This window comes from Geodermatophilus normandii (assembly GCF_003182485.1).
Taxonomy (GTDB): domain Bacteria; phylum Actinomycetota; class Actinomycetes; order Mycobacteriales; family Geodermatophilaceae; genus Geodermatophilus; species Geodermatophilus normandii.
The window spans coordinates 240,897-259,152 of record NZ_QGTX01000001.1 but is presented as its reverse complement, the minus strand read 5'-3'; the positions used below and the strand labels follow the sequence as shown (position 1 = coordinate 259,152).

Sequence of the window (18,256 nt, the reverse complement as noted above, 5' to 3'; positions counted from 1 at the left end):
CTCCTCCACAGGAGGGGGACGACGCTTGCCGGCCGCGCCTGCGGGTCCGAGGAAGGCCCGCATGACGACCGACCTGTCGCACGCCGGCGCTAGCGTGCCCGCCGTGGAGCCCGTGCCGACCGACGACCGTGTGCGCTGTGCCTGGGGGGACAGCACCCCCGAGTACGTCGCCTACCACGACGAGGAGTGGGGCACCCCGCTGCACGGCGACGACGCGCTCTTCGAGCGCCTGTGCCTGGAGGCGTTCCAGTCGGGTCTGTCCTGGATCACCATCCTGCGCAAGCGACCCGCCTTCCGTGCCGCCTTCGCCGGCTTCCGCATCGACGCGGTCGCCGCGTTCACCGCCGACGACGAGGCCCGCCTGATGGCCGACGCCGGCATCGTCCGCAACCGCGCCAAGATCGCCGCCGCCGTCCGGAACGCGCGGGCCGCCCAGCAGGTCTCCGAGGGCCTGTCGACGCTGCTGTGGTCCTTCGCCCCCACCGCGCCGCGGCCCCGCCCGGCCACGATGGCCGACGTCCCGGCCACCAGCGCCGAGTCCACGGCGATGGCCAGGGAGCTCAAGCGGCGGGGCTTCGTCTTCGTCGGACCGACCACCGCCTACGCGCTCATGCAGGCCACGGGCATGGTCGACGACCACGTCGCCACCTGCTTCCGGGCCACCCGCCCGGGGGCTCAGGTTGGTTCCGCAGCAGGGATACGGGATCATGGGTAGCGGAGCTCACTGCACCGAGACACAGCCACACCGCAGCCGCACAGGGGTTGCGGGTGGTCGGCGAAGGAGGCACGCATGGCGGCCATGAAGCCGCGCACGGGTGAAGGTCCCCTGGAGGTCACCAAGGAGGGGCGCGGCCTGGTCATGCGGGTGCCGCTCGAGGGCGGCGGTCGCCTCGTCGTCGAGCTGTCGCCCGACGAGGCCGCGGCGCTCTCCGAGGCACTGAAGGGCGCGACCAGCTGAACGTCGCAGCGCACCTGCCCTCGGGCAGCCCCGCGCAGGACGACGCGGCCCCGGCCGCCGGCAGCACGCCGGCGACCGGGGCCGCACCCTTGCCGCGGGTCGAACTGCTCCACGAGCTGCCCCGCCTCGGGGAGGACGACGTGCTCGCGGTCCCGGTCGGGTCGGGCGGCACGCTGCCGGCCTGGCTCACCTCACCGGCCTCCGGCACCCTCCCGCCGGTGCCCGCCCGGCTGCTGACCGGCGCGCTGGCCGACACCGGGAACACCGGCAGGGCCGGGGCCATCACCGACCTGCCGGTCCCGGGCCGCCGGCCGCGCAGCGTCGTCGCGGTCGGGACGGGTGACGGGACGCTGCCGCACCTGCGCGGCTACGTCGCCACCGCGGTGCGCCGCGCGCAGACCCTCGCCGAGCACGGCGCCGCCCGGCTCGTCCTGCCCCTCGACGGCGCCGTCGCCCCCGCCGGGGCCGACGAGGTCCGCGCCGCCGTCGAGGCCGCGGTCCTGGCCGGCTACCGCTTCCGCGAGAGCAGCCAGCCGCACCCGCCGCGGCTGACCACCGTCGCCCTCGTCGCCACCGGTGCCGCGGACCCCCCCGTCGTCGCCGCGGCACGGGCCGGGGAGGTCGCCGCCTCCGCCGTCGCCTGGGCCCGCGACCTGGTCAACACCCCGCCGGACACCGGGGACCCGGCCTGGCTGGCGGAGCAGGCCGTCGCGCGGCTCTCCGGCCTGCCGCACGTGACCGTCACCGTGCTCGGCCCCGAGGAGCTCGCTGCGAGCGGCTTCGGCGGCGTGCTCGCCGTCGGCGGCGGCTCGGCGTCCCCGCCGCGGGTCGTCGTCGCCGCGTACGAGCCGCCCGGTGCCGGCCCGGCCCGGCCGGCGCTGGTGGGCAAGGGCATCACCTTCGACACCGGCGGCATCCAGATCAAGCACGGTCCCGGCATGCGCGAGATGAAGACCGACATGGCCGGGGGAGCGGCGGTGCTCGGCGCGCTCGATGCCGCCGCCCGCCTGGAGCTCCCCGTCGCGGTGACCGCCGTCGTCCCGGCCGCGGAGAACGCGGTGTCCGGCTCGTCCTATCGGCCGGCCGACGTCGTGCGGCACGTCGGGGGGCGCACCACCGAGGTGCGGAACACCGACGCCGAGGGCCGGATGGTCCTCGCCGACGGCCTGGCCCACGCCCGCCTGCGCCTGGGCGCCACGGTGCTGGTCGACGTCGCCACCCTGACCGGGGCGATGAAGGTCGCGCTGGGCACCCGGACGGCCGGGCTGTACGCCACCACCGACGGCCTCGCCACCGCGCTGTCGACCGCCGCGCTGCACGCCGGCGAGCGGGTCTGGCGCATGCCGCTGGACGGGGAGTACGCCGACCAGCTGCACAGCGACGTCGCCGACGCCAACAACGCGCCCGGCAACCCCGGCGGGACCACCGCCGCACTGTTCCTGCGCCCGTTCGCCGGCGACCTGCCCTGGGCCCACCTCGACGTCGCCGGCCCCGCGCGGGCGGGCTCCGACGACGCCGAGGTGGTCAAGGGTGGCACCGGGTACGGCGTCCGCACCCTGCTGCGCTGGCTGGAGGCCGGGGCGCCGTGGAAGGACCCCGTCCCCCCACCCCTCGCACGCTCGGGCGGTGCCCGGGACGGGCCGAACACCCCGACCACTGCCGACCGAGGAGCCCCGCGTGAGCACCGACGACACCGGCGTCGTCTTCCCGGCCGGGCCCGACGGGCGGCGCAGCACCGCGGCGGTCGGCCGGGCGGTGGTCGCCGACGCGCTGCGCCCGGTCGACCCCACCGGCGCCCGCGCCGCCGGGTCGGAGACCAACTGGCGGGCCGGTTACCTGGTGCACTTCCGCCGCCTCGTCGAGGCCGGACTGGCCTCCCCGGAGGCGGCGCTCACCGTCGCCGGCGCCGGGCTCGACGCCGTCCACGCCCGGCTGCGGGTGACCGGGGACGGTGGGGAGCAGCCGCTCGCCGCGCTCCCGGACGCACCGGCCGGGCGGGCGCCGGCCACCCGCGAGGTCACCGGCACCGCCGAGCCCGAGCGGGAGTTCAGCCTGCCCTTCCACGGCAGGCGGCTGCGCGGCGACGACCTGCTGCGCCAGGTGGACTCCTGGGTCGAGCGCGGGATCGCCGAGCCGACGCTGGCCGACGCGGTGCGCACCGTGGCCGCGCACCCGGAGTGGCTGGCGCTGCCCGGGCGCACCGTCGTGGTGCTCGGCGCCGGCGCGGAGATGGGTCCGCTGACCGCGCTGCTGCGCTGGGGCGCCACCGTCGCCGGCGTCGACCTGCCGCGGCCGGACCTGTGGCGGCGGGTCCTCGACACCGCCCGCCGCGGCGCCGGCCGGCTGCTGGTGCCCGCCGGCCCCGGCGACGGCGACCTCGCCGCCACCGCGGGCGCGGACCTGGTGCGCGAGGTCCCCGCGGTCGCCGACTGGGTGGCGGGGCTGCCCGGCGCCCCGGTGCTCGGCGACTACGTCTACGCCGACGGTGCCACCAACGTGCGCGTCTCGGCAGCCGTCGACGCGCTGACCCTGCGGCTGCAGCGGGACCGCCCCGACCTCGCGCTGGCCTTCCTCGCCACGCCCACCGACGTCTTCGCCGTCCCCGGCGACGCCGTCGAGCAGTCGGTGCGCGCCTACGCCGGCCGCTCCCGGGCCGGCAAGCTGCTCGGCCGCCCGCTGCGGACGCTCTCGGCCGGCCGGCTGCTGCAGCGCGCCTACGTGCCCGGCGCCGACCCGGGGATCAGCGACAGCCTGGTCGCCCAGCAGGGGCCGAACTACGCGCTGGCCAAGCGGCTGCAGCGGTGGCGGGCGACCGTCGCGCGGGCCGCCGGGACGACGGTGTCGATGAACGTCGCGCCGCCCACGCGCACCCGCTCGGTGGTGAAGAACCGGGCGCTGGCCGCGGCCTACGCCGGAGCCCACCGCTTCGGCGTGGAGGTGTTCGAGCCGGCGACGTCGAACGTGCTCATGGCCGCGCTGCTGGTGCACGACCTGCACACCGACGGCGGCCCGCGGCACGACCAGCCGTGGCAGGACGAGGCGTACGCCGCCGTGCACGGCGGGCTGTGGCGGGCGGCCTACGCGCCGCGCAGCGCGCTGGGGCTGGCCGCCGTGCTCGGCCTGGGAGCGGCGCGGGGCTGACGCTCACTCGCCGACCGCGCCGTCGACCGCCTCCCGCAGCAGGTCGGCGTGGCCGGCGTGCCGCGCGGTCTCCTCGACCAGGTGCAGCAGCATCCAGCGCAGGCTGAACCGGTTGCCGTTGCGCAGCGGCCGCGCCGACAGCGCGTCCAGCGACCCGGCCGTGGCGACCGCGGCGTCGGTGCGCCGGCCCGCCTCCCGGTAGCGCTCGCGCAGCACCTCCGGCTCCAGGCCGACGGCGGTGTCGAACTCCCAGTCGGGGGTCGCGTCCCAGTCGATCCCCGCCCACGGCTCCGGCACCGGCTGCCCGGCGAACCGCTCCACGGCCCAGGACTCCTCCACCAGCGCCAGGTGGTGCAGCAGGCCGGCCAGCGTCAGCGACGACGGCGGGTGCGGCCGCGCCAGCTGCTCGCGGGACAGCCCCTCGGTCTTCAGCAGCACCGTCTCCCGCTGGAAGGCCAGGTACGCGGTCAGGACGGTCGTCTCGTCGCCGGTCTCCGGCGGGTCGCTGCGCACGACGGGGACCCTCCCACGGCCCGCCGACGCGACGAGCGCGATCGCGCCGGCGCCGGCGCCCTCCGTCGTCGACGCCTCCTCCCGCCGTCAGGCGGGCCCGACCAGCCCCGCGACGATCTCCGCCGACAGCGTCACCAGCGGCAGCCCGCCGCCGGGGTGCGACGAGCCCCCGACCAGGTACAGCCCCCGCACCGGTGCGGCGTTGCCCGGCCGGAGGAAGGCGGCGCGGGCGCCGTTGCTCGACGTGCCGTAGATCGAGCCGCCGACGCTGCCGGTCTCCCGCGCGAGGTCGGCCGGCGTGCGGGCCACCCACCAGCGCACGCGCGAGCGGACGTCGAGCCCGCGCGCGGCCATCACCTCCAGCACCCGGGTGGCGTAGCGGTCGGCCAGGCCGGGGGTGTCCCAGTCGACGCCGCCGTCGGGGTCGTGCCGCGGCGCGTTGACCAGCACGAACCACGACTCGCTGTCGTCGTCGGGCCGGGTCGCGGGATCGTCGGGGGCGCTGACGTAGACGGTCGGGTCGGGGACCGGGCAGGGCAGGCCGCGGTGCCGGCCGGTGCCGAAGACGGCGTCGAACTCGGCGTCGTAGTCGCCGGGGAAGGCGACGGTGTGGTGGGCCAGGCCGGCGGTGCGGCCGCGCAGCGCCAGCAGCAGCACGAACCCCGACAGCGACGGCGTCGCCCGGGTCAGCCCGCGGCGCACCGCGCGGGTGCGCCGGTCCGGCGGCAACAGCCCGGCGTAGAGGGCGGTGGCGTCGGCGCCGGAGACGACGACGTCGGCGGTCATCTCGCCGCCGTCGACCAGCTCCACCCCGGACACCCGGCCGCCCTCGCGCAGCACCCGCCGGACCGGGGTGCCGGTGCGGACGTCGGCGCCGTGCTCACGGGCCCGCTCGGCCACCGCCTCGGCGAGCCGGTGCAGCCCGCCGCGGACGTACCAGGAGCCGAACGCCTGCTCGACGTAGGGGACGGTCGCGAGCACCGCGGGTGCGCGCCGCGGGTCGGAGCCGGAGTAGGTGGCGTAGCGGTCGAGCAGCAGCCGCAGCCGCGGGTCGCGCAGGTAGCGCGCGCCGAGGCCGCGCAGCGTCTGCCAGGGCGCGACGGCGGCGACGTCGGCCGGGTCGCGGGCCAGCCGGGCGAGGGTGGCCGCCCCGCGCAGCGGCGAGCGCAGGAACGGCTGCTCGGTGATCGCCCACATCGCCTCGGCGCGCGCGAGCAGGGCCCGCCACTGCCCGCCGCTGCCCTCACCCAGGGCGGCGTCGAGGGCCCCGGGCACCGCGTCGAGGTGTCCGGGCACCGCCAGGCGGGTGCCGTCGGCGAACCGGTAGTCGACGGCGGGGTCGAGCCGGACGAGGTCGACGGCCTCCTCGAGCGGGCCGCCGGTGGCGTCGAACAGGTCGCGCAGCACCTGGGGCAGCGTCACCAGGCTGGGGCCGGTGTCGAAGGCGTGTCCGTCGCGGGCGTACCAGCCGAGCTTGCCGCCGACGTCGCCGGACTGCTCCAGCACGGTCACCCGGTGTCCCAGCGCGCCCAGCCGCGCGGCGGCGGCGAGGCCGCCGAGCCCCGCGCCGACGACCACCACCCGTGCCACTCCGTCACCGTAGTGCCGCTGGTCACGCCCCGAACGGGTGATCACCGTCCGGCGGCCGGCACGCCCAGCAGCCGGGCCAGCGCGTCGTCGGAGGCGGCCAGCGCCCAGCGGTCGTGCGTGCTGCCCGCCGCCACCAGCTCCACCGCGCCGGTGCGCTCGGCCAGCTCGGCCAGCCGCGACCCCACCTGCTCGGCCGTGCCGGCCACCGCCGTCGCCGCGGTCCGCTCGGCGTGCCGCCGCTGCACCGCCGTCATCCGGGCCGCCCGCACCGCCGGGACCGGCTCCAGCGGCGGGAAGACGCCGGTGGTGCGCGCCTGCGCCATCGCCCACGCCTCGGGCAGCAGCAGGTCGGCGGCCTCGGCCGCGGTGTCGGCGACGAGCACGTCGAGGCTGATCGCGACCTCCGGCTCGGGCGCCTGCGCCGAGGGCCGGTAGCTCCGGCGGTAGCGGGCCAGCGCCTCGCGCCCCGGCTCCGGGTCGCCGGCCACTCCCAGCAGCGGCCCGCCCACGACCACCGGCAGGCCCAGGGCGGCGGCGACCTCGAGGCCGGAACCGGTGGCCAGGACCACCATCCGCACGTCGCCGTCGGGACGCGGGTGCATCGTGATCTCCGCCGTCCCGGTGAGGTGCGCGCGCAGCTCGGCGAGGTCGGCGGCGAAGTCCCGCTCGGTCTCCCGCAGCGCCCGGCGCACCGGCGCGGTGAAGCCGGGGGAGCGGCCGAGCCCGAGGTCGACGCGGCCGGGCGCGAGGGCCGTCAGGGTGGCGAACTGCTCGGCCACGACCAGCGGCTGGTGGTGCGGCAGCATGACGCCGGCCGAGCCCAGCCGGATCGCCGAGGTCCGGCCCGCGACCGCGGCCAGCAGGACCGCCGGAGCCGCCCCGGCGATCCCGGGGACGCCGTGGTGCTCGGCCACCCAGAACCGCCGGTAGCCCAGCCGCTCCGCGGAGACGGCCCGCTCGACGGTGCCGCGCAGCGCCGCCGCGTCCGGCTCCCCGGCGCGCGTGCGCGAGCGGTCGAGCAGGGAGAGGCGCATCAGAACGCGTAGCGGATGCGCAGCCAGGGCGCGTGGTGGGCGACGAGCTCCTGCAGCCGCTCGACGCCGGCCCGCTTGACGTCGTTGCGGTAGCGCACGTTCCACTGGCCGTTCTGGCTGCGCTTGGGCTGCTGCAGGTCCGGCCGCCAGAGGAGGTCCTCGGCCTTGGGGTGCCAGCCGAGGTTGACCTCGTGCAGGTCCCGGTTGTGGGTCAGCATGATCACCTCGGCCGCCGCCTGGGCCTTGGCCGCGGGGGAGAGGGTGTCGTCGAGGCGGCGCAGCAGCTGCGCCCAGTCGGCCTCCCACCCGTCGCGCAGCACCACCGGGGAGAGGTTGAGGTGCACCTCGTAGCCGGCCTCGACGAAGTCGTCCACGGCGGCGACGCGCTCGGCGATGCGGCTGGTGCGCACGTCGATGACCCGCGAGTCGGCGTCGGGCATGAGCGAGAACCGGATGCGGGTGCGGCCCTGCGGGTCGAGGTCGAGCAGCTCGCGGTTGACGTACTTGGTGGCGAAGGACGCCTTGGCGGTGGGCAGCCCGCGGAAGGTGGCCACCAGGTCGGCGACGTTGTCGCTCACCAGCGCGTCGACCGAGCAGTCGCTGTTCTCGCCGATGTCGTAGACCCAGCTGACCGGGTCGCACTGGTCCGGTTCGGTCTTGGGGCCCTGCCGGGCGACGTGGCGGCGCAGGTAGCCGGTGATCTGCTCGATGTTGGTGAAGACGGTGATCGGGTTGGCGAAGCCCTTGCGCCGCGGTACGTAGCAGTAGGCGCAGGCCATGGCACAGCCATTGGCCGTCGAGGGGGCGATCCAGTTCGACGAGCGGCTGTTGGGCCGCGCCGACAGCGACTTCTTCACGCCGAGCACGAGCGTCTCGGTCTTGACCCGCACCCAGCGCTCGACGTTGCCCTCGTTGCCGTTGAGCTCCGGGATCTGCCAGTGCGAGGGCACCTCGACGATCTCGGCGCCGGGGAAGCGGGCGAGCACCTCGCGGCCGCGGGCGGAGTCCAGGGCGGCGGCTTCGGCGTAGACGGTGCGGACGTCGAGCAGCCGGGTGGGGGAGGGGACGGGGCCGGGGCGGGCGCCGGGGGAGCGGAGACGGCGGACGGCGAGGACGCGGCGGTCACGGGAGGTACAGCACCCGCGCAGAGGCCTCGATTCCGCCGCTGACCTGCGGGGACGGTCACACGGCGGGCGTCAGGACCGCCTGCCCGGCGCCAGCTGGCCGACGTCGAGGCGGCCCTGCTCGAGGTCCTCGGCGACGTCCTCCACGCTGCGCCCGCCGGCGTAGGCGGCCGCGCGCAGGAGGTCCAGCGCGGTGGCCGGGTCTGTCTCCAGCGCCATCGCCGTCCGGCCGGCGGCCCGCATCACCGCGGCGCGGCGGCGGGCGTCCGGCCCGTGCATCCAGTCGGGGCCCTGGCCGGCCGGCCAGTCCGACCAGACGGCGGCCTCGCCGAGCGCGGCGGTGACGAGCTCGCCGACGGCCATCGCGGCGAAGACGTCGAGGTCGGGCACCCGCGCGTCGTCGGTGAAGTAGAGGTCCAGCGCCCCGGCCCCGGCGAGGTCCTCGCGCAGCGGGAGGGCGACGACCGCGCGGAACGGCGTCTGGGCGGTCAGCAGGTCGGCGAAGGGCATCCAGCGGCGGCGCAGGTCCGCGAGGAGGGCGAACACCGGCTGACGGGTCTCCTGCGCCTCCCAGCACGGCCCCGCGCCCACGGTGAACTGCAGCCGCTCGGCGCACGCGGCGTGCGCGGTGCTGGACCCGAGCGGGATGCGGGTGCCGGCGGCGTCGACCACCGACAGCCCCGCGCCGTCGACGCCCAGCGTGGCGACGCACGCCCGGGCCAGCCGGACGGGGAGCAGCTCGGGAGGTCCGGGGACACGGGACGTCTCCGCACCGAGCGCGGTGGCGAACCGTGTGGCGATGGTCACACGTCATCCTCGCCCGTGCCGGCGCCCCGGGCCACGTCGGTCACCCCGCCGCGTCGGGCCGGTGGGTGTAGGCCGCCTCGCGGACCGCCTCGTCGGACTCCAGGCCCGCACCCAGCGCGCCGCCGACGGTCGCCAGCGAGCTGGTCAGCCAGGCGAGCTCCAGGTAGTCGCCGATCCGGGCCGGGTGCCCCAGGCCCTCGGCGAACAGGGCCGGGGGCACCAGCAGCAGGGACCCGGCCAGGGCGAGGGCGAACAGCGCGGCGTAGAGCGTCAGCACCCCGATGACCACGGTGGCGGTGGTGGCCAGGTTGAACAGCGCCACCTGCTTGCGCACCCGCCGCGAGCGCGTCCGCTCCCACAGCTGCGCCCCGACCACGAGGGTCGCGCAGATCGCGACCACCGAGCCGAGCCCGACCACCCCCAGCCGCAGCCAGCCGAACCGGTCGGCCAGCCGCCAGATGTCGGCGGTCACCAGGGCGAAGACGCCGGCCGCGACCGCCGCCGTCAGCGCGCGGGACAGCTGGATGGTCAGCCGCCAGGGCCGGTTGGCGCGCACCATGCCGACCAGCAGCCGCAGGTTGCCCGTGAGCACCCGGGCGGTGAACCGCACGCCCTCGGCGGTGTCGGCCGGGTCGGCGGCCAGCTCGCGTACCCGGCGGCGCAGCGCGGCGGGGTCGCCCTCGCCGTCGGCGTCGTCGCCGAGCAGGGTGCGGACCAGCCCCAGCGTCGTCTGCAGGGCGCGCCGGCGCAGGCCCACCGCGCCGAGGGCCGGCAGCGAGAGCACCGCGACGCCGTGCACCGGGCTGGCGTGCGCCACCACCGTCCGCCGCTCCACCGCCAGCGGCAGGTCGGTGACGACGACGGCGAGGTCCCACTCCTCGGTCAGCAGCCGGTCGCGGGCGGCCGCCACGATCTCCGCGTCGTCGGCCGGGGGTCGGACGAGGCCGTCCTCGACCACCCGCACGTCCCAGGTGGCGTCGGGGTGGCGCTCGCGCAGCGCGCCGGTCAGGTCGGCGGCCAGCTCGTCGGCCAGCTCGGCCGGGGCGCCGGGCGCGGCCACGAGCCCGACGACGACGTCGGCCGGTGCGGCCCCGCCCTCGGGGTGGGGGCCCTGGGTCGCTGCCGTGCTCACAGCCGCAGCCGGTCCTCGGCGCCGGTCCGCCACTCGACCATGACGATGCTGGCGTCGTCCTGCAGCTGCCCGGCCTGGTGCTCCATGACGCTGCCCATGAGCCGGCGCATCGTCTCCGGCGGCGGGTCGCCGGCGAGCTCGGCGCGGACGACGAGGTCGGCCAGCCGCTCCTCGCCGAAGAACACGCCGTCGGGCGAGCGGGCCTCGACGATCCCGTCGGTGTAGAGGATCACGCGGTCAGCCGGCCGCAGCTGGGCCTCGCAGACCTCGGGCTCGCCCGCCAGCAGGCCCAGGGGACGCGCCGGCCGGCACACCGGCGGGCGGAGCAGCACACCCTCGCGGACGAGCAGCGGATCCGGGTGGCCGCAGTTGACCCACCGGAGTACGCCGGTGTCCAGGTCGAGCCGGGCGATCGCGGCGGTGGCGAAGCGGCTGCCGGAGAACTCCCCGGCGACGACGGCGTCCATCGCGGCGGCGACGGCGGGGAGGTCGTGGCCGGTGCGGCGGGCGTGCCGGTAGGCGCCCACGGCAGCGGTGGACAGCAGCGCGGCAGGCAGGCCGTGGCCGACGGCGTCGAGCACCGCGAAGTCGACCAGCGAGCCGTTGACCGCGTAGTCGAAGGTGTCGCCACCGATCCGGTAGGTCGGTTCCAGCGCGCCGGTGATGACGACGCGCCCGCCGGCGTAGGTGAGCGGTGGCAGCAGCTCCCACTGGATCTCGGCGGCCAGCGTCAGGGGCCTGCGCCGGCGGAGCCGGCGGAGGACGTCGCTGTAGGCGTCGCGGGTGACCGTCAGCTCGGCGACCAACGAGGCGAAGGAACGCGCCTCGTCCTCGAAGGCCGGCGACAGCGCGCCCGGGACGACGAGCTCCAGGACCCCGATCCGTTGGGCACCGTCGAGGAGCGGCAGCCACACGGCCCCGGGGGCGCCGTCCGCGGTGGACCGGACGGGGGCGACACGGCGGAAGGCGCGCCCGCCCACCGAGCCGTCGATGGTCAGCACGGGACGGTCGGGGACCCCCTCGCCGCGGACGGGCACGAGCTCGTGCTGGGCGTAGTCGGCGAGGTACACGACCGCGTCGAGGGCGCCGAGCGCCCGGGCGTGCCGGGCCACCGCGGCGCCCAGGTCGTCGGCGGGCAGGTGGTGCGACGCACGGACCAGGGCCCGGACCGGGTCCTGGTCGGAGGGCAGGGGCGAGGGCGTCACGACGGGACAGCTTCCCATCCGGCGCCCGGCGGGTTCAGCCGCGGCCCTCCAGCACGGCCGAGTACACCTGGACGGTCTGCTGGGCGATCGCCGGCCAGCCGAACTCCGACAGCACCCGCTCGCGGCCGGCGGCGCCCATCCGCGCCGCCCGCGGCGGGTCGTGCAGCAACTCGGTCACCCGCGCGGCCAGGCCGGCCTCGAACGCGGCGACGTCGTCGGGGTCGTAGGGGACCAGCAGCCCGGTCTCCCCGTCGGCGACGACCTCGGGGATCCCGCCGACGGCGCTCGCGACCACCGCGGTGCCGCAGGCGGCGGCCTCGAGGTTGACGATGCCCAGCGGCTCGTAGACGGAGGGGACCACGAACACCGTCGCGCCGGTGATCAGCGGCACGAGCTGCTCGCGCGGCAGCATCGCCTCGATCCAGACGACGCCCGGCCGGCGGGCCTGCAGCTCGGCCACCGCGTCGGCGACCTGCTGGCGCTCGGCCGGGGTGTCGGCGGCGCCGGCGCACAGCACCAGCCCGGCGTCGGGCGGCAGCTGCTCGGCCGCCCGGAGCAGGTGGACGACGCCCTTCTGCCGCGTGATCCGGCCGACGAACAGCGCGTACGGCCGGTCGGGGTCCACCCCGAGCGCGCGGACGACGTCGGGTGCCGGCGTGGGCCGGTAGGCCTCGGCGTCCACCCCGTTGCCGACGACGTGCACGCGGGCCGGGTCGAGGTCGGGATAGGCGTCGAGGACGTCGGCGCGCATGCCGTGGCTGACCGCGATCACCGCGTCGGCGGCGAGGTAGGCGGTGCGCTCCACCCAGGACGAGAGCCGGTAGCCGCCGCCGAGCTGGTCGGCCTTCCACGGCCGGCGCGGCTCCAGCGAGTGCGCGGTGACCACGTGCGGCGCGCCGTGCACGAGCGCGGCGAGCAGGCCGGCGCCGTTGGCGTACCAGGTGTGGCTGTGCACGAGGTCGACCCCGCCCAGCGCCGCCGCGATCTCGACGTCGGTGCCGAGCGCCTGCAGCGCGCCGTTGGCGCCGGCGAGGCCGGGCGGGACGGCCCAGCCGCGGGCGTCGGTGCGCGGACCACCGAAGGCGTGCACCTCCAGCTCCGGCCCCGCGGGCAGCGAGCGGAGGGCCGCGACGAGGTGCTCGACGTGCACCCCGGCGCCCCCGTAGACGTCCGGTGGCCACTCCCGGGTGACGATGCCGATGCGCACGCCGGTCACCCTAGGGGGCAGGACGTACGGAGGTGGGGCGACGCCGACGCCGGCCAACGACTACGTTCCTGGCATGCGTGGCGGTCCTCGAGTGCTCGGCATCGTCCTGGCCGGTGGTGAGGGCAAGCGCCTGGCGCCCCTGACCCAGGACCGCGCCAAACCGGCGGTGCCCTTCGGCGGCAACTACCGGCTCATCGACTTCGTGCTGTCCAACCTGGTCAACGCGGAGATCCGGCAGATCGCCGTCCTCACCCAGTACAAGAGCCACAGCCTCGACCGGCACATCACGACGACGTGGCGGATGTCGAACCTGCTGGGCAACTTCATCACCCCGGTGCCGGCCCAGCAGCGGCTCGGCCCGCGCTGGTACACCGGCAGCGCCGACGCGATCCTGCAGAGCCTCAACCTGATCTACGACGCGCGGCCCGACATCGTCGTCGTCTTCGGCGCCGACCACGTCTACCGCATGGACCCGGGTCAGATGATCGACCAGCACGTGCAGACCGGGGCGGGCGTGACGATCGCCGGCCTGCGGGTGCCGCGGCGCGAGGCCACCGAGTTCGGCGTCATCGACGCCGACGCCGCGGGGAAGGTGCGCGGCTTCCTCGAGAAGCCGGCCGACCCGCCGGGGCTGCCGGACTCGCCGGAGGAGTCCTTCGCCTCGATGGGCAACTACGTGTTCAGCACGGACGCGCTGCTGGAGGCCCTGCGCGCCGATGCCGAGGACGCCGACTCGGCGCACGACATGGGCGGCTCGATCATGCCGATGCTGGCCGACGCGGGGTCGGCCTACGTCTACGACTTCTCGACCAACATCGTCCCGGGCGCCAGCGAGCGGGACCACGGCTACTGGCGGGACGTCGGGACGATCGACTCCTACTTCGACGCGCACATGGACCTGGTGTCGGTGACCCCGGTGTTCAACCTGTACAACGACCGCTGGCCGATCCTCACCCTGCCGCCGCAGCAGCCGCCGGCGAAGTTCGTGCTCGGAGGGCGGGCCGAGGAGTCGATGGTGAGCGCCGGCGCCATCATCGGCGGCGGGTCGGTGCACAACTCGGTGGTCTCGCCGGGCGTGCGGGTCGACCGCGGTGCCCGGGTCGAGGACAGCGTCCTCATGGACGGCGTCCAGATCGGCGAGGGCGCCTACGTCCGGCGGGCGATCCTGGACAAGAACGTCGTCGTGCCGCCGTGGGCGCGCATCGGCGTCGACACCGAGAGCGACCGCACGCACTACCACGTCAGCGCGGGCGGCGTGACCGTCCTCGGCAAGGGAGCCCGGGCCCACGTCTGAAGCGCCGCTGATCGTCACCCTGCTGCTCGGGGCGGAGGCGCAGGCGCGGTTCGACCGGTTGCGGGCGGCGCACTTCCCGGCCGAGCGCAACCACCTGGCCGCGCACGTCACGCTGTTCCACGCCCTGCCGGGTGAGCAGCGCGACGCCGTGGACGCCGCGCTGGTCGGGGTCGCCGCCCGCCCGCCGTTCGCCGTCGCGGTGACCGGCGTGCAGCTGCTCGGCCGCGGGGTGGCCTACCGGCTGGCCGCGCCGGAGCTCTCGGCCCTGCACGCGCGGCTGGCGGGCGAGTTCGACCCGTGGCTGACCCCGCAGGACCGCCAGCGGCTGTCGGCGCACGTCACCGTGCAGAACAAGGTGGAGCCCGCGGTGGCCCGGGCGCTGCGCGACCGGCTGGCCGCGGAGTTCGTCCCCGCCGAGGTCCCCGCCCGCGGGCTGGGGCTGTGGCGCTACCTCGGCGGGCCGTGGGAGCCGCTGGCCGAGGTGCCGTTCCGCGGCTGACCGCGGCGGGTGGCCACCAGCAGCCCGGCCCCGATGGGCAGGACGGCGGAGGTGAGCTGCTCGTCCTCGCGGACGCTGCGCGCCAGGTCGCGCCAGGTGACGGTCTCGGGGTCGCGGGCCGCGCGGTCGCCGATGCGGTCCCCGGCGAGCAGGCCGTGGCAGGCCAGCGTCCCGCCGGTGCGCAGCAGGCCGAGCAGGGCCGGGAGGTGCGCGGCGTACTCGGTGGGCGGACCGGCGCAGACGACGAGGTCGTAGGCGCCCGGGGACAGGCGGGGGAGCACCTCGGCGGGGGTGCCGAAGATCAGCCGGGTCCGGCCCGCGGGGACGCCCGCCTCGGTGAAGGCCCGCCGGGCGCCGCGCAGCTGCTCGGGGTCGCCGTCGAGGGCGGTGAGGACGCCGTCGGGGCGCATGCCGCGCAGCAGCCACAGGCCGACGACGCCACCGCCGCTGCCGACGGACACGACCGCCCGGGCGCCGGCACCCGCCGCGAGGACGGCGAGGGTGGCGCCCGCCGCCGGCTCGGGAGGAGGCGGGCCGCCGAGGGACGCGGCCTGGGTCCGCGCCGCGGCGAGGACGGGGTCCTCCGTGGCGTAGCGGTCGGCCCAGGCGGCGCCCCCGGTCCCGCCGGCGCGCCACGGTCCCTCGGCGCTCATCACCGGACGAGGGTAGTGCGACTGCGCGGAGTGATCCGGGAGGCGAACCTGTGAGGAACCTGGCAAGACCGGCCGGCGGGAACACGGAACACAGCGCCGCCCGTTGATCCCGACGTGACACCCGAGCGTGCCGCCGTCCCCGTCCATACTCCGGGGGAGGCCGGCGACGTGCGCGTCTGCGATCCTGGCGACGTGTCCGAGGCCGCCGTCCCCCAGCCCACCGCCGAGCAGCCGGCCGCGTCCGGCGCCGGTGAGGTGTGGGTGGCCCCGACCTGGGAGCAGGTCGTGCGGGACCACTCGGCGCGGGTGTACCGGCTGGCCTACCGCCTCTCGGGCAACGCGCAGGACGCCGAGGACCTCACCCAGGAGACGTTCGTCCGGGTGTTCCGCTCCCTCGCCGACTTCTCGCCCGGCACGTTCGAGGGCTGGCTGCACCGCATCACCACGAACCTGTTCCTCGACATGGTCCGGCGCCGCCAGCGGATCCGGTTCGACGCGCTGCCCGAGGACACCGAGCGCCTCCCCGGCACCTCCCCCAGCCCCGAGCAGGTCTACGCCGACACCCACCTCGACCCGCAGATCCAGGCGGCGCTCGACGCGCTGTCGCCGGAGTTCCGCGTGGCCGTGGTCCTCTGCGACATCGAGGGCCTCACCTACGAGGAGATCGCGGCGACCCTCGGCATCAAGCTCGGCACCGTCCGCAGCCGCATCCACCGCGGCCGCGTGCAGCTGCGCGCCGCCCTGGCCCACCTCGCGCCCCGCGGGATGGTGGCACCGGGGGCTCCCGCATGAGCCTGCCGGAGAGCCACCTGGCGCAGGAGGCCATCGCCGCGCTGGTCGACGGGGAGCTGGCCAGCGGCCCCGCCGCCCGCGCCGCCCGCCACCTCGCCGGCTGCCTCGAGTGCCGGATGCTGGTGCAGGCACAGCGCGAGGCCAAGGACGCGCTGCACGCCGCCTCCGACGTCGCCGTCCCCGGCGACCTGCTGTCGCGGCTGTGCGCCATCCCCTTCACCGCCGACGTCCCCGGCGGCGGCGGGCTCGGCACGGTGACCGCCGGCCCCGGCCAGCTCACCGTCTCCGGCTCCTCGGGACGCTGGACCGTCGCGCTCGACGAGCCGCCGGCGCGGTCCTCCTCGCCGCACCAGGCCCGCTGGCTGCGCCGCAGCGTCGCCGGCACGCTCGCCGGGCTGGGCCTCGGCGTCGCGGTCCTGGCGGTCAACCTGCCCGACCCCGGCGAGGCCGTGAGCGAGACCCCGCCGTCGGTGGCCGGACCCTCGTCGCCCGACGAGCGCACCGAGGTCGTGCCGCCGGTCGTGCGCACCCTGGCCGGGCAGCCGCCCGCACCCGGCGCCACCCCCTGATCCCGCGGTCGGAGATCCCGGGGCCGGTCCGCCGGCGGGTACCGTCGCGCTGCACCGCCAGTCCCGTCCGCTGACAGGTCCGGGGAGGACCCTGTACCCGTGACCCCACCCGACGACGCCCGCGAGACCGGCACCCCCGAGCCCGTCCTCCGTGAGGGCGACCGCACCGTGGAGGCCGTCGTCCGCCCGCCGGTCGGCATCGGCCGCGACGGCGATCGTGCTCAGGAGGCGGTCTTCGCCCGTCCCGCAGGGGCCACCGGCTCGTTCGACCCGCCGCAGCGGCCACGGCCCGCGGCGGCGCCGCCGCAGCAGCCGAGCCCCGCCCAGGCCGCCGCCTTCGGCCGCCCGGCCGCGGTGCCCGGCAGCTTCGCCGGCGACCGCCCGTCCGTGCCGCCGCGGCCGGTGCCCCCGCCGCCGCCGGAGGCCGTGCTGCGCGCCTTCCGCGCGCCGGCCGGGCAGGGCGGGCTGCAGGAGCCGCCCGGTGGCCGCCCCGGACGCCGCCGCACGTCGGCCGGTCCGTGGTGGAAGCCCGACGCGAGGAGCGACCCCTGGCGCGACCCGCACGCCCCGGCCGGCCTCACCGGCCCGGCGGTGTTCACCGAGGAGTCCGAACAGGAGGGTCCGGTCGTCGTCGACCGGAAGGGCCGCCGGAAGCTGCGGCTGCGCGACCTGTCGGTGCGCGTGGCGGCGCTCGTCGTGCTGGCCGTCCTGGTCGCCGGCGCGCTCGGCGGCGGGGTGGGCTACCTGCTGACCCGCGAGGCGAGCGAGACGCCGCTGCTGGCGCCGGGCACCACGCTGACCGAGACCGACGAGGGCATCACCCGCGAGCCGGGCTCGGTCTCCGACATCGCCGAGACCGTGACGCCGGCGGTCGTCTCGATCGAGGTGCGCATCGGCGACGCCGGTGCCACCGGATCGGGCGTCGTCGTCGACGGCGCCAACGGCTACATCGTCACGAACAACCACGTCATCTCCGGCGCCGACGGCGTGGACGGCGCGGAGATCCGGGCGGTGTTCAGCGACGGCAGCGGCTCGTCGGCCCGGATCGTCGGCCGCGACCCGGCCAGCGACATCGCCGTCGTGAAGGTCGAGAAGCCCGGCCTGGTCACCGCCTCGCTCGGCGACTCCGACGACGTCGTCGTCGGTGACCCGGTCGTGGCCATCGGCTCGCCGCTGGGCCTGGCGGGCACGGTGACCAGCGGGATCGTCAGCGCCCTCGACCGGCCGGTGCGTCTGGCGGGCGAGGGCAGCGACACCAACGCCGTCATCAGCGCGGTGCAGACCGACGCCCCGATCAACCCGGGCAACTCCGGCGGCGCGCTGGTCGACGCCACCGGTGCGGTCATCGGCATCAACACCGCCATCGCCTCCCTCGGCGGCGGGAGCGTGGGCCTGGGCTTCGCCATCCCGATCGACAGCGCCCGCACCATCGCCGAGCAGCTGATCGCCACCGGCAGCGCGGTGCACGCCACCCTCGGGGTCAACACGCGGTCGGTCACCGACGGCACCCGGGACGGCGCGCTGGTCCTCAACGTGGAGCCGGACAGCCCCGCGGCCGACGCCGGCATCCGGGAGCAGGACGTCGTCATCGGCGTCGACGACCAGCCCGTGGGCAGCTCCGAGGAGCTCGCCGTCGCCGTCGACGCCCACGCCCCCGGGGACGTGGTGACGATCGAGCTGGTGCGCGGCGGCTCGTCGACGACGGTCCAGGCGACCCTCGCGCAGGCCTAGGGGGAGG

Annotated in this window: 17 protein-coding genes and 1 pseudogene; 9 read left to right on the top strand and 9 right to left on the bottom strand. The window is 76.9% G+C overall.

Going from position 1 to position 18,256, the window contains the following annotated elements:
* The first annotated feature begins 61 nt into the window (after positions 1-61).
* The 4 genes and pseudogenes from JD79_RS01350 to JD79_RS01335 all read left to right on the top strand — a co-directional run bounded on the left by JD79_RS01350 (position 62) and on the right by JD79_RS01335 (position 4,099).
* Entirely contained in the window at positions 62-715 is a 654-nt protein-coding gene (locus JD79_RS01350) for a DNA-3-methyladenine glycosylase I (RefSeq protein ID WP_245899504.1), read from the top strand.
* A 75-nt stretch (positions 716-790) separates the two neighbouring features.
* Complete coding sequence (locus JD79_RS01345; protein WP_012947303.1) at positions 791-958, top strand: DUF3117 domain-containing protein; 168 nt, start codon at positions 791-793, stop codon at positions 956-958.
* A gap of 140 nt (positions 959-1,098) precedes the next feature.
* A pseudogene (locus JD79_RS01340) lies at positions 1,099-2,457 on the top strand (leucyl aminopeptidase family protein); the annotation flags it as partial.
* Positions 2,458-2,635: 178 nt separating this feature from the next.
* Entirely contained in the window at positions 2,636-4,099 is a 1,464-nt protein-coding gene (locus JD79_RS01335; protein WP_110004084.1) for a hypothetical protein, read from the top strand.
* 3 nt (positions 4,100-4,102) lie between these two features.
* On the opposite strand, the gene JD79_RS01330 is transcribed toward JD79_RS01335, so the two are convergent.
* The 8 genes from JD79_RS01330 to glgA form a co-directional block, all read right to left on the bottom strand.
* Positions 4,103-4,612, bottom strand: coding sequence for a DinB family protein (locus JD79_RS01330; protein ID WP_110004083.1), 510 nt, complete (start codon positions 4,610-4,612; stop codon positions 4,103-4,105).
* Between the two features lie 87 nt (positions 4,613-4,699).
* On the bottom strand, positions 4,700-6,202 hold the full coding sequence (locus tag JD79_RS01325) for a phytoene desaturase family protein (RefSeq protein ID WP_110004082.1): 1,503 nt from the start codon (positions 6,200-6,202) through the stop codon (positions 4,700-4,702).
* A gap of 41 nt (positions 6,203-6,243) precedes the next feature.
* The gene (locus JD79_RS01320; RefSeq protein ID WP_110004081.1) at positions 6,244-7,236 is read right to left on the bottom strand and encodes an MsnO8 family LLM class oxidoreductase; all 993 of its coding nucleotides are present in this window, start codon (positions 7,234-7,236) and stop codon (positions 6,244-6,246) included.
* A complete protein-coding gene (locus tag JD79_RS01315; protein ID WP_281270338.1) occupies positions 7,236-8,285 on the bottom strand; it encodes a spore photoproduct lyase family protein in 1,050 nt (349 codons plus the stop codon). Before JD79_RS01315 ends, JD79_RS01320 begins: the two co-directional genes overlap by 1 nt.
* A gap of 147 nt (positions 8,286-8,432) precedes the next feature.
* Entirely contained in the window at positions 8,433-9,167 is a 735-nt protein-coding gene (locus tag JD79_RS01310) for a GAF domain-containing protein (RefSeq protein WP_245899500.1), read from the bottom strand.
* A 40-nt stretch (positions 9,168-9,207) separates the two neighbouring features.
* Positions 9,208-10,299, bottom strand: a complete 1,092-nt coding sequence (locus tag JD79_RS01305; RefSeq protein ID WP_110004079.1) for a hypothetical protein — start codon at positions 10,297-10,299, stop codon at positions 9,208-9,210.
* Positions 10,296-11,504 (bottom strand): PP2C family protein-serine/threonine phosphatase, encoded by a 1,209-nt coding sequence (locus tag JD79_RS01300; protein ID WP_245899498.1) that lies wholly within the window; start codon positions 11,502-11,504, stop codon positions 10,296-10,298. The genes JD79_RS01305 and JD79_RS01300 overlap by 4 nt, the downstream gene beginning before the upstream one ends.
* 34 nt (positions 11,505-11,538) lie before the next feature.
* Positions 11,539-12,711, bottom strand: a complete 1,173-nt coding sequence (gene glgA / locus JD79_RS01295) for a glycogen synthase (protein WP_110007298.1) — start codon at positions 12,709-12,711, stop codon at positions 11,539-11,541.
* A 73-nt stretch (positions 12,712-12,784) separates the two neighbouring features.
* Here glgA and glgC point away from each other — a divergent pair, with 73 nt between their 5' ends.
* Both glgC and JD79_RS01285 read left to right on the top strand, forming a co-directional pair.
* On the top strand, positions 12,785-14,005 hold the full coding sequence (glgC, locus tag JD79_RS01290; RefSeq protein ID WP_110004077.1) for a glucose-1-phosphate adenylyltransferase: 1,221 nt from the start codon (positions 12,785-12,787) through the stop codon (positions 14,003-14,005).
* Positions 14,006-14,063: 58 nt separating this feature from the next.
* Positions 14,064-14,504, top strand: coding sequence for a 2'-5' RNA ligase family protein (locus JD79_RS01285; RefSeq protein ID WP_245899496.1), 441 nt, complete (start codon positions 14,064-14,066; stop codon positions 14,502-14,504).
* On the opposite strand, the gene JD79_RS01280 is transcribed toward JD79_RS01285, so the two are convergent.
* Positions 14,453-15,157 (bottom strand): O-methyltransferase, encoded by a 705-nt coding sequence (locus tag JD79_RS01280; protein WP_110004075.1) that lies wholly within the window; start codon positions 15,155-15,157, stop codon positions 14,453-14,455. The genes JD79_RS01285 and JD79_RS01280 overlap by 52 nt on opposite strands.
* Before the next feature lie 192 nt (positions 15,158-15,349).
* Here JD79_RS01280 and sigE point away from each other — a divergent pair, with 192 nt between their 5' ends.
* The 3 genes from sigE (at position 15,350) to JD79_RS01265 (ending at position 18,249) form a co-directional block, all read left to right on the top strand.
* Positions 15,350-15,949, top strand: a complete 600-nt coding sequence (sigE, locus tag JD79_RS01275) for an RNA polymerase sigma factor SigE (protein ID WP_245899494.1) — start codon at positions 15,350-15,352, stop codon at positions 15,947-15,949.
* Complete coding sequence (locus JD79_RS01270) at positions 15,946-16,518, top strand: anti-sigma factor family protein (protein WP_110004074.1); 573 nt, start codon at positions 15,946-15,948, stop codon at positions 16,516-16,518. The genes sigE and JD79_RS01270 overlap by 4 nt, the downstream gene beginning before the upstream one ends.
* Before the next feature lie 99 nt (positions 16,519-16,617).
* Complete coding sequence (locus tag JD79_RS01265; protein WP_245899492.1) at positions 16,618-18,249, top strand: S1C family serine protease; 1,632 nt, start codon at positions 16,618-16,620, stop codon at positions 18,247-18,249.
* Positions 18,250-18,256 lie beyond the last annotated feature (7 nt).

Coding starts and splice junctions, on each gene's coding strand:
- JD79_RS01350 (WP_245899504.1), top strand. CDS start 62: ATGACGACCGACCTGTCGCACGCCGGCGCTAGCGTGCCCGCCGTGGAG.
- JD79_RS01345 (WP_012947303.1), top strand. CDS start 791: ATGGCGGCCATGAAGCCGCGCACGGGTGAAGGTCCCCTGGAGGTCACC.
- JD79_RS01320 (WP_110004081.1), bottom strand. CDS start 7,236: ATGCGCCTCTCCCTGCTCGACCGCTCGCGCACGCGCGCCGGGGAGCCG.
- glgC (WP_110004077.1), top strand. CDS start 12,785: ATGCGTGGCGGTCCTCGAGTGCTCGGCATCGTCCTGGCCGGTGGTGAG.
- JD79_RS01280 (WP_110004075.1), bottom strand. CDS start 15,157: ATGAGCGCCGAGGGACCGTGGCGCGCCGGCGGGACCGGGGGCGCCGCC.
- JD79_RS01270 (WP_110004074.1), top strand. CDS start 15,946: ATGAGCCTGCCGGAGAGCCACCTGGCGCAGGAGGCCATCGCCGCGCTG.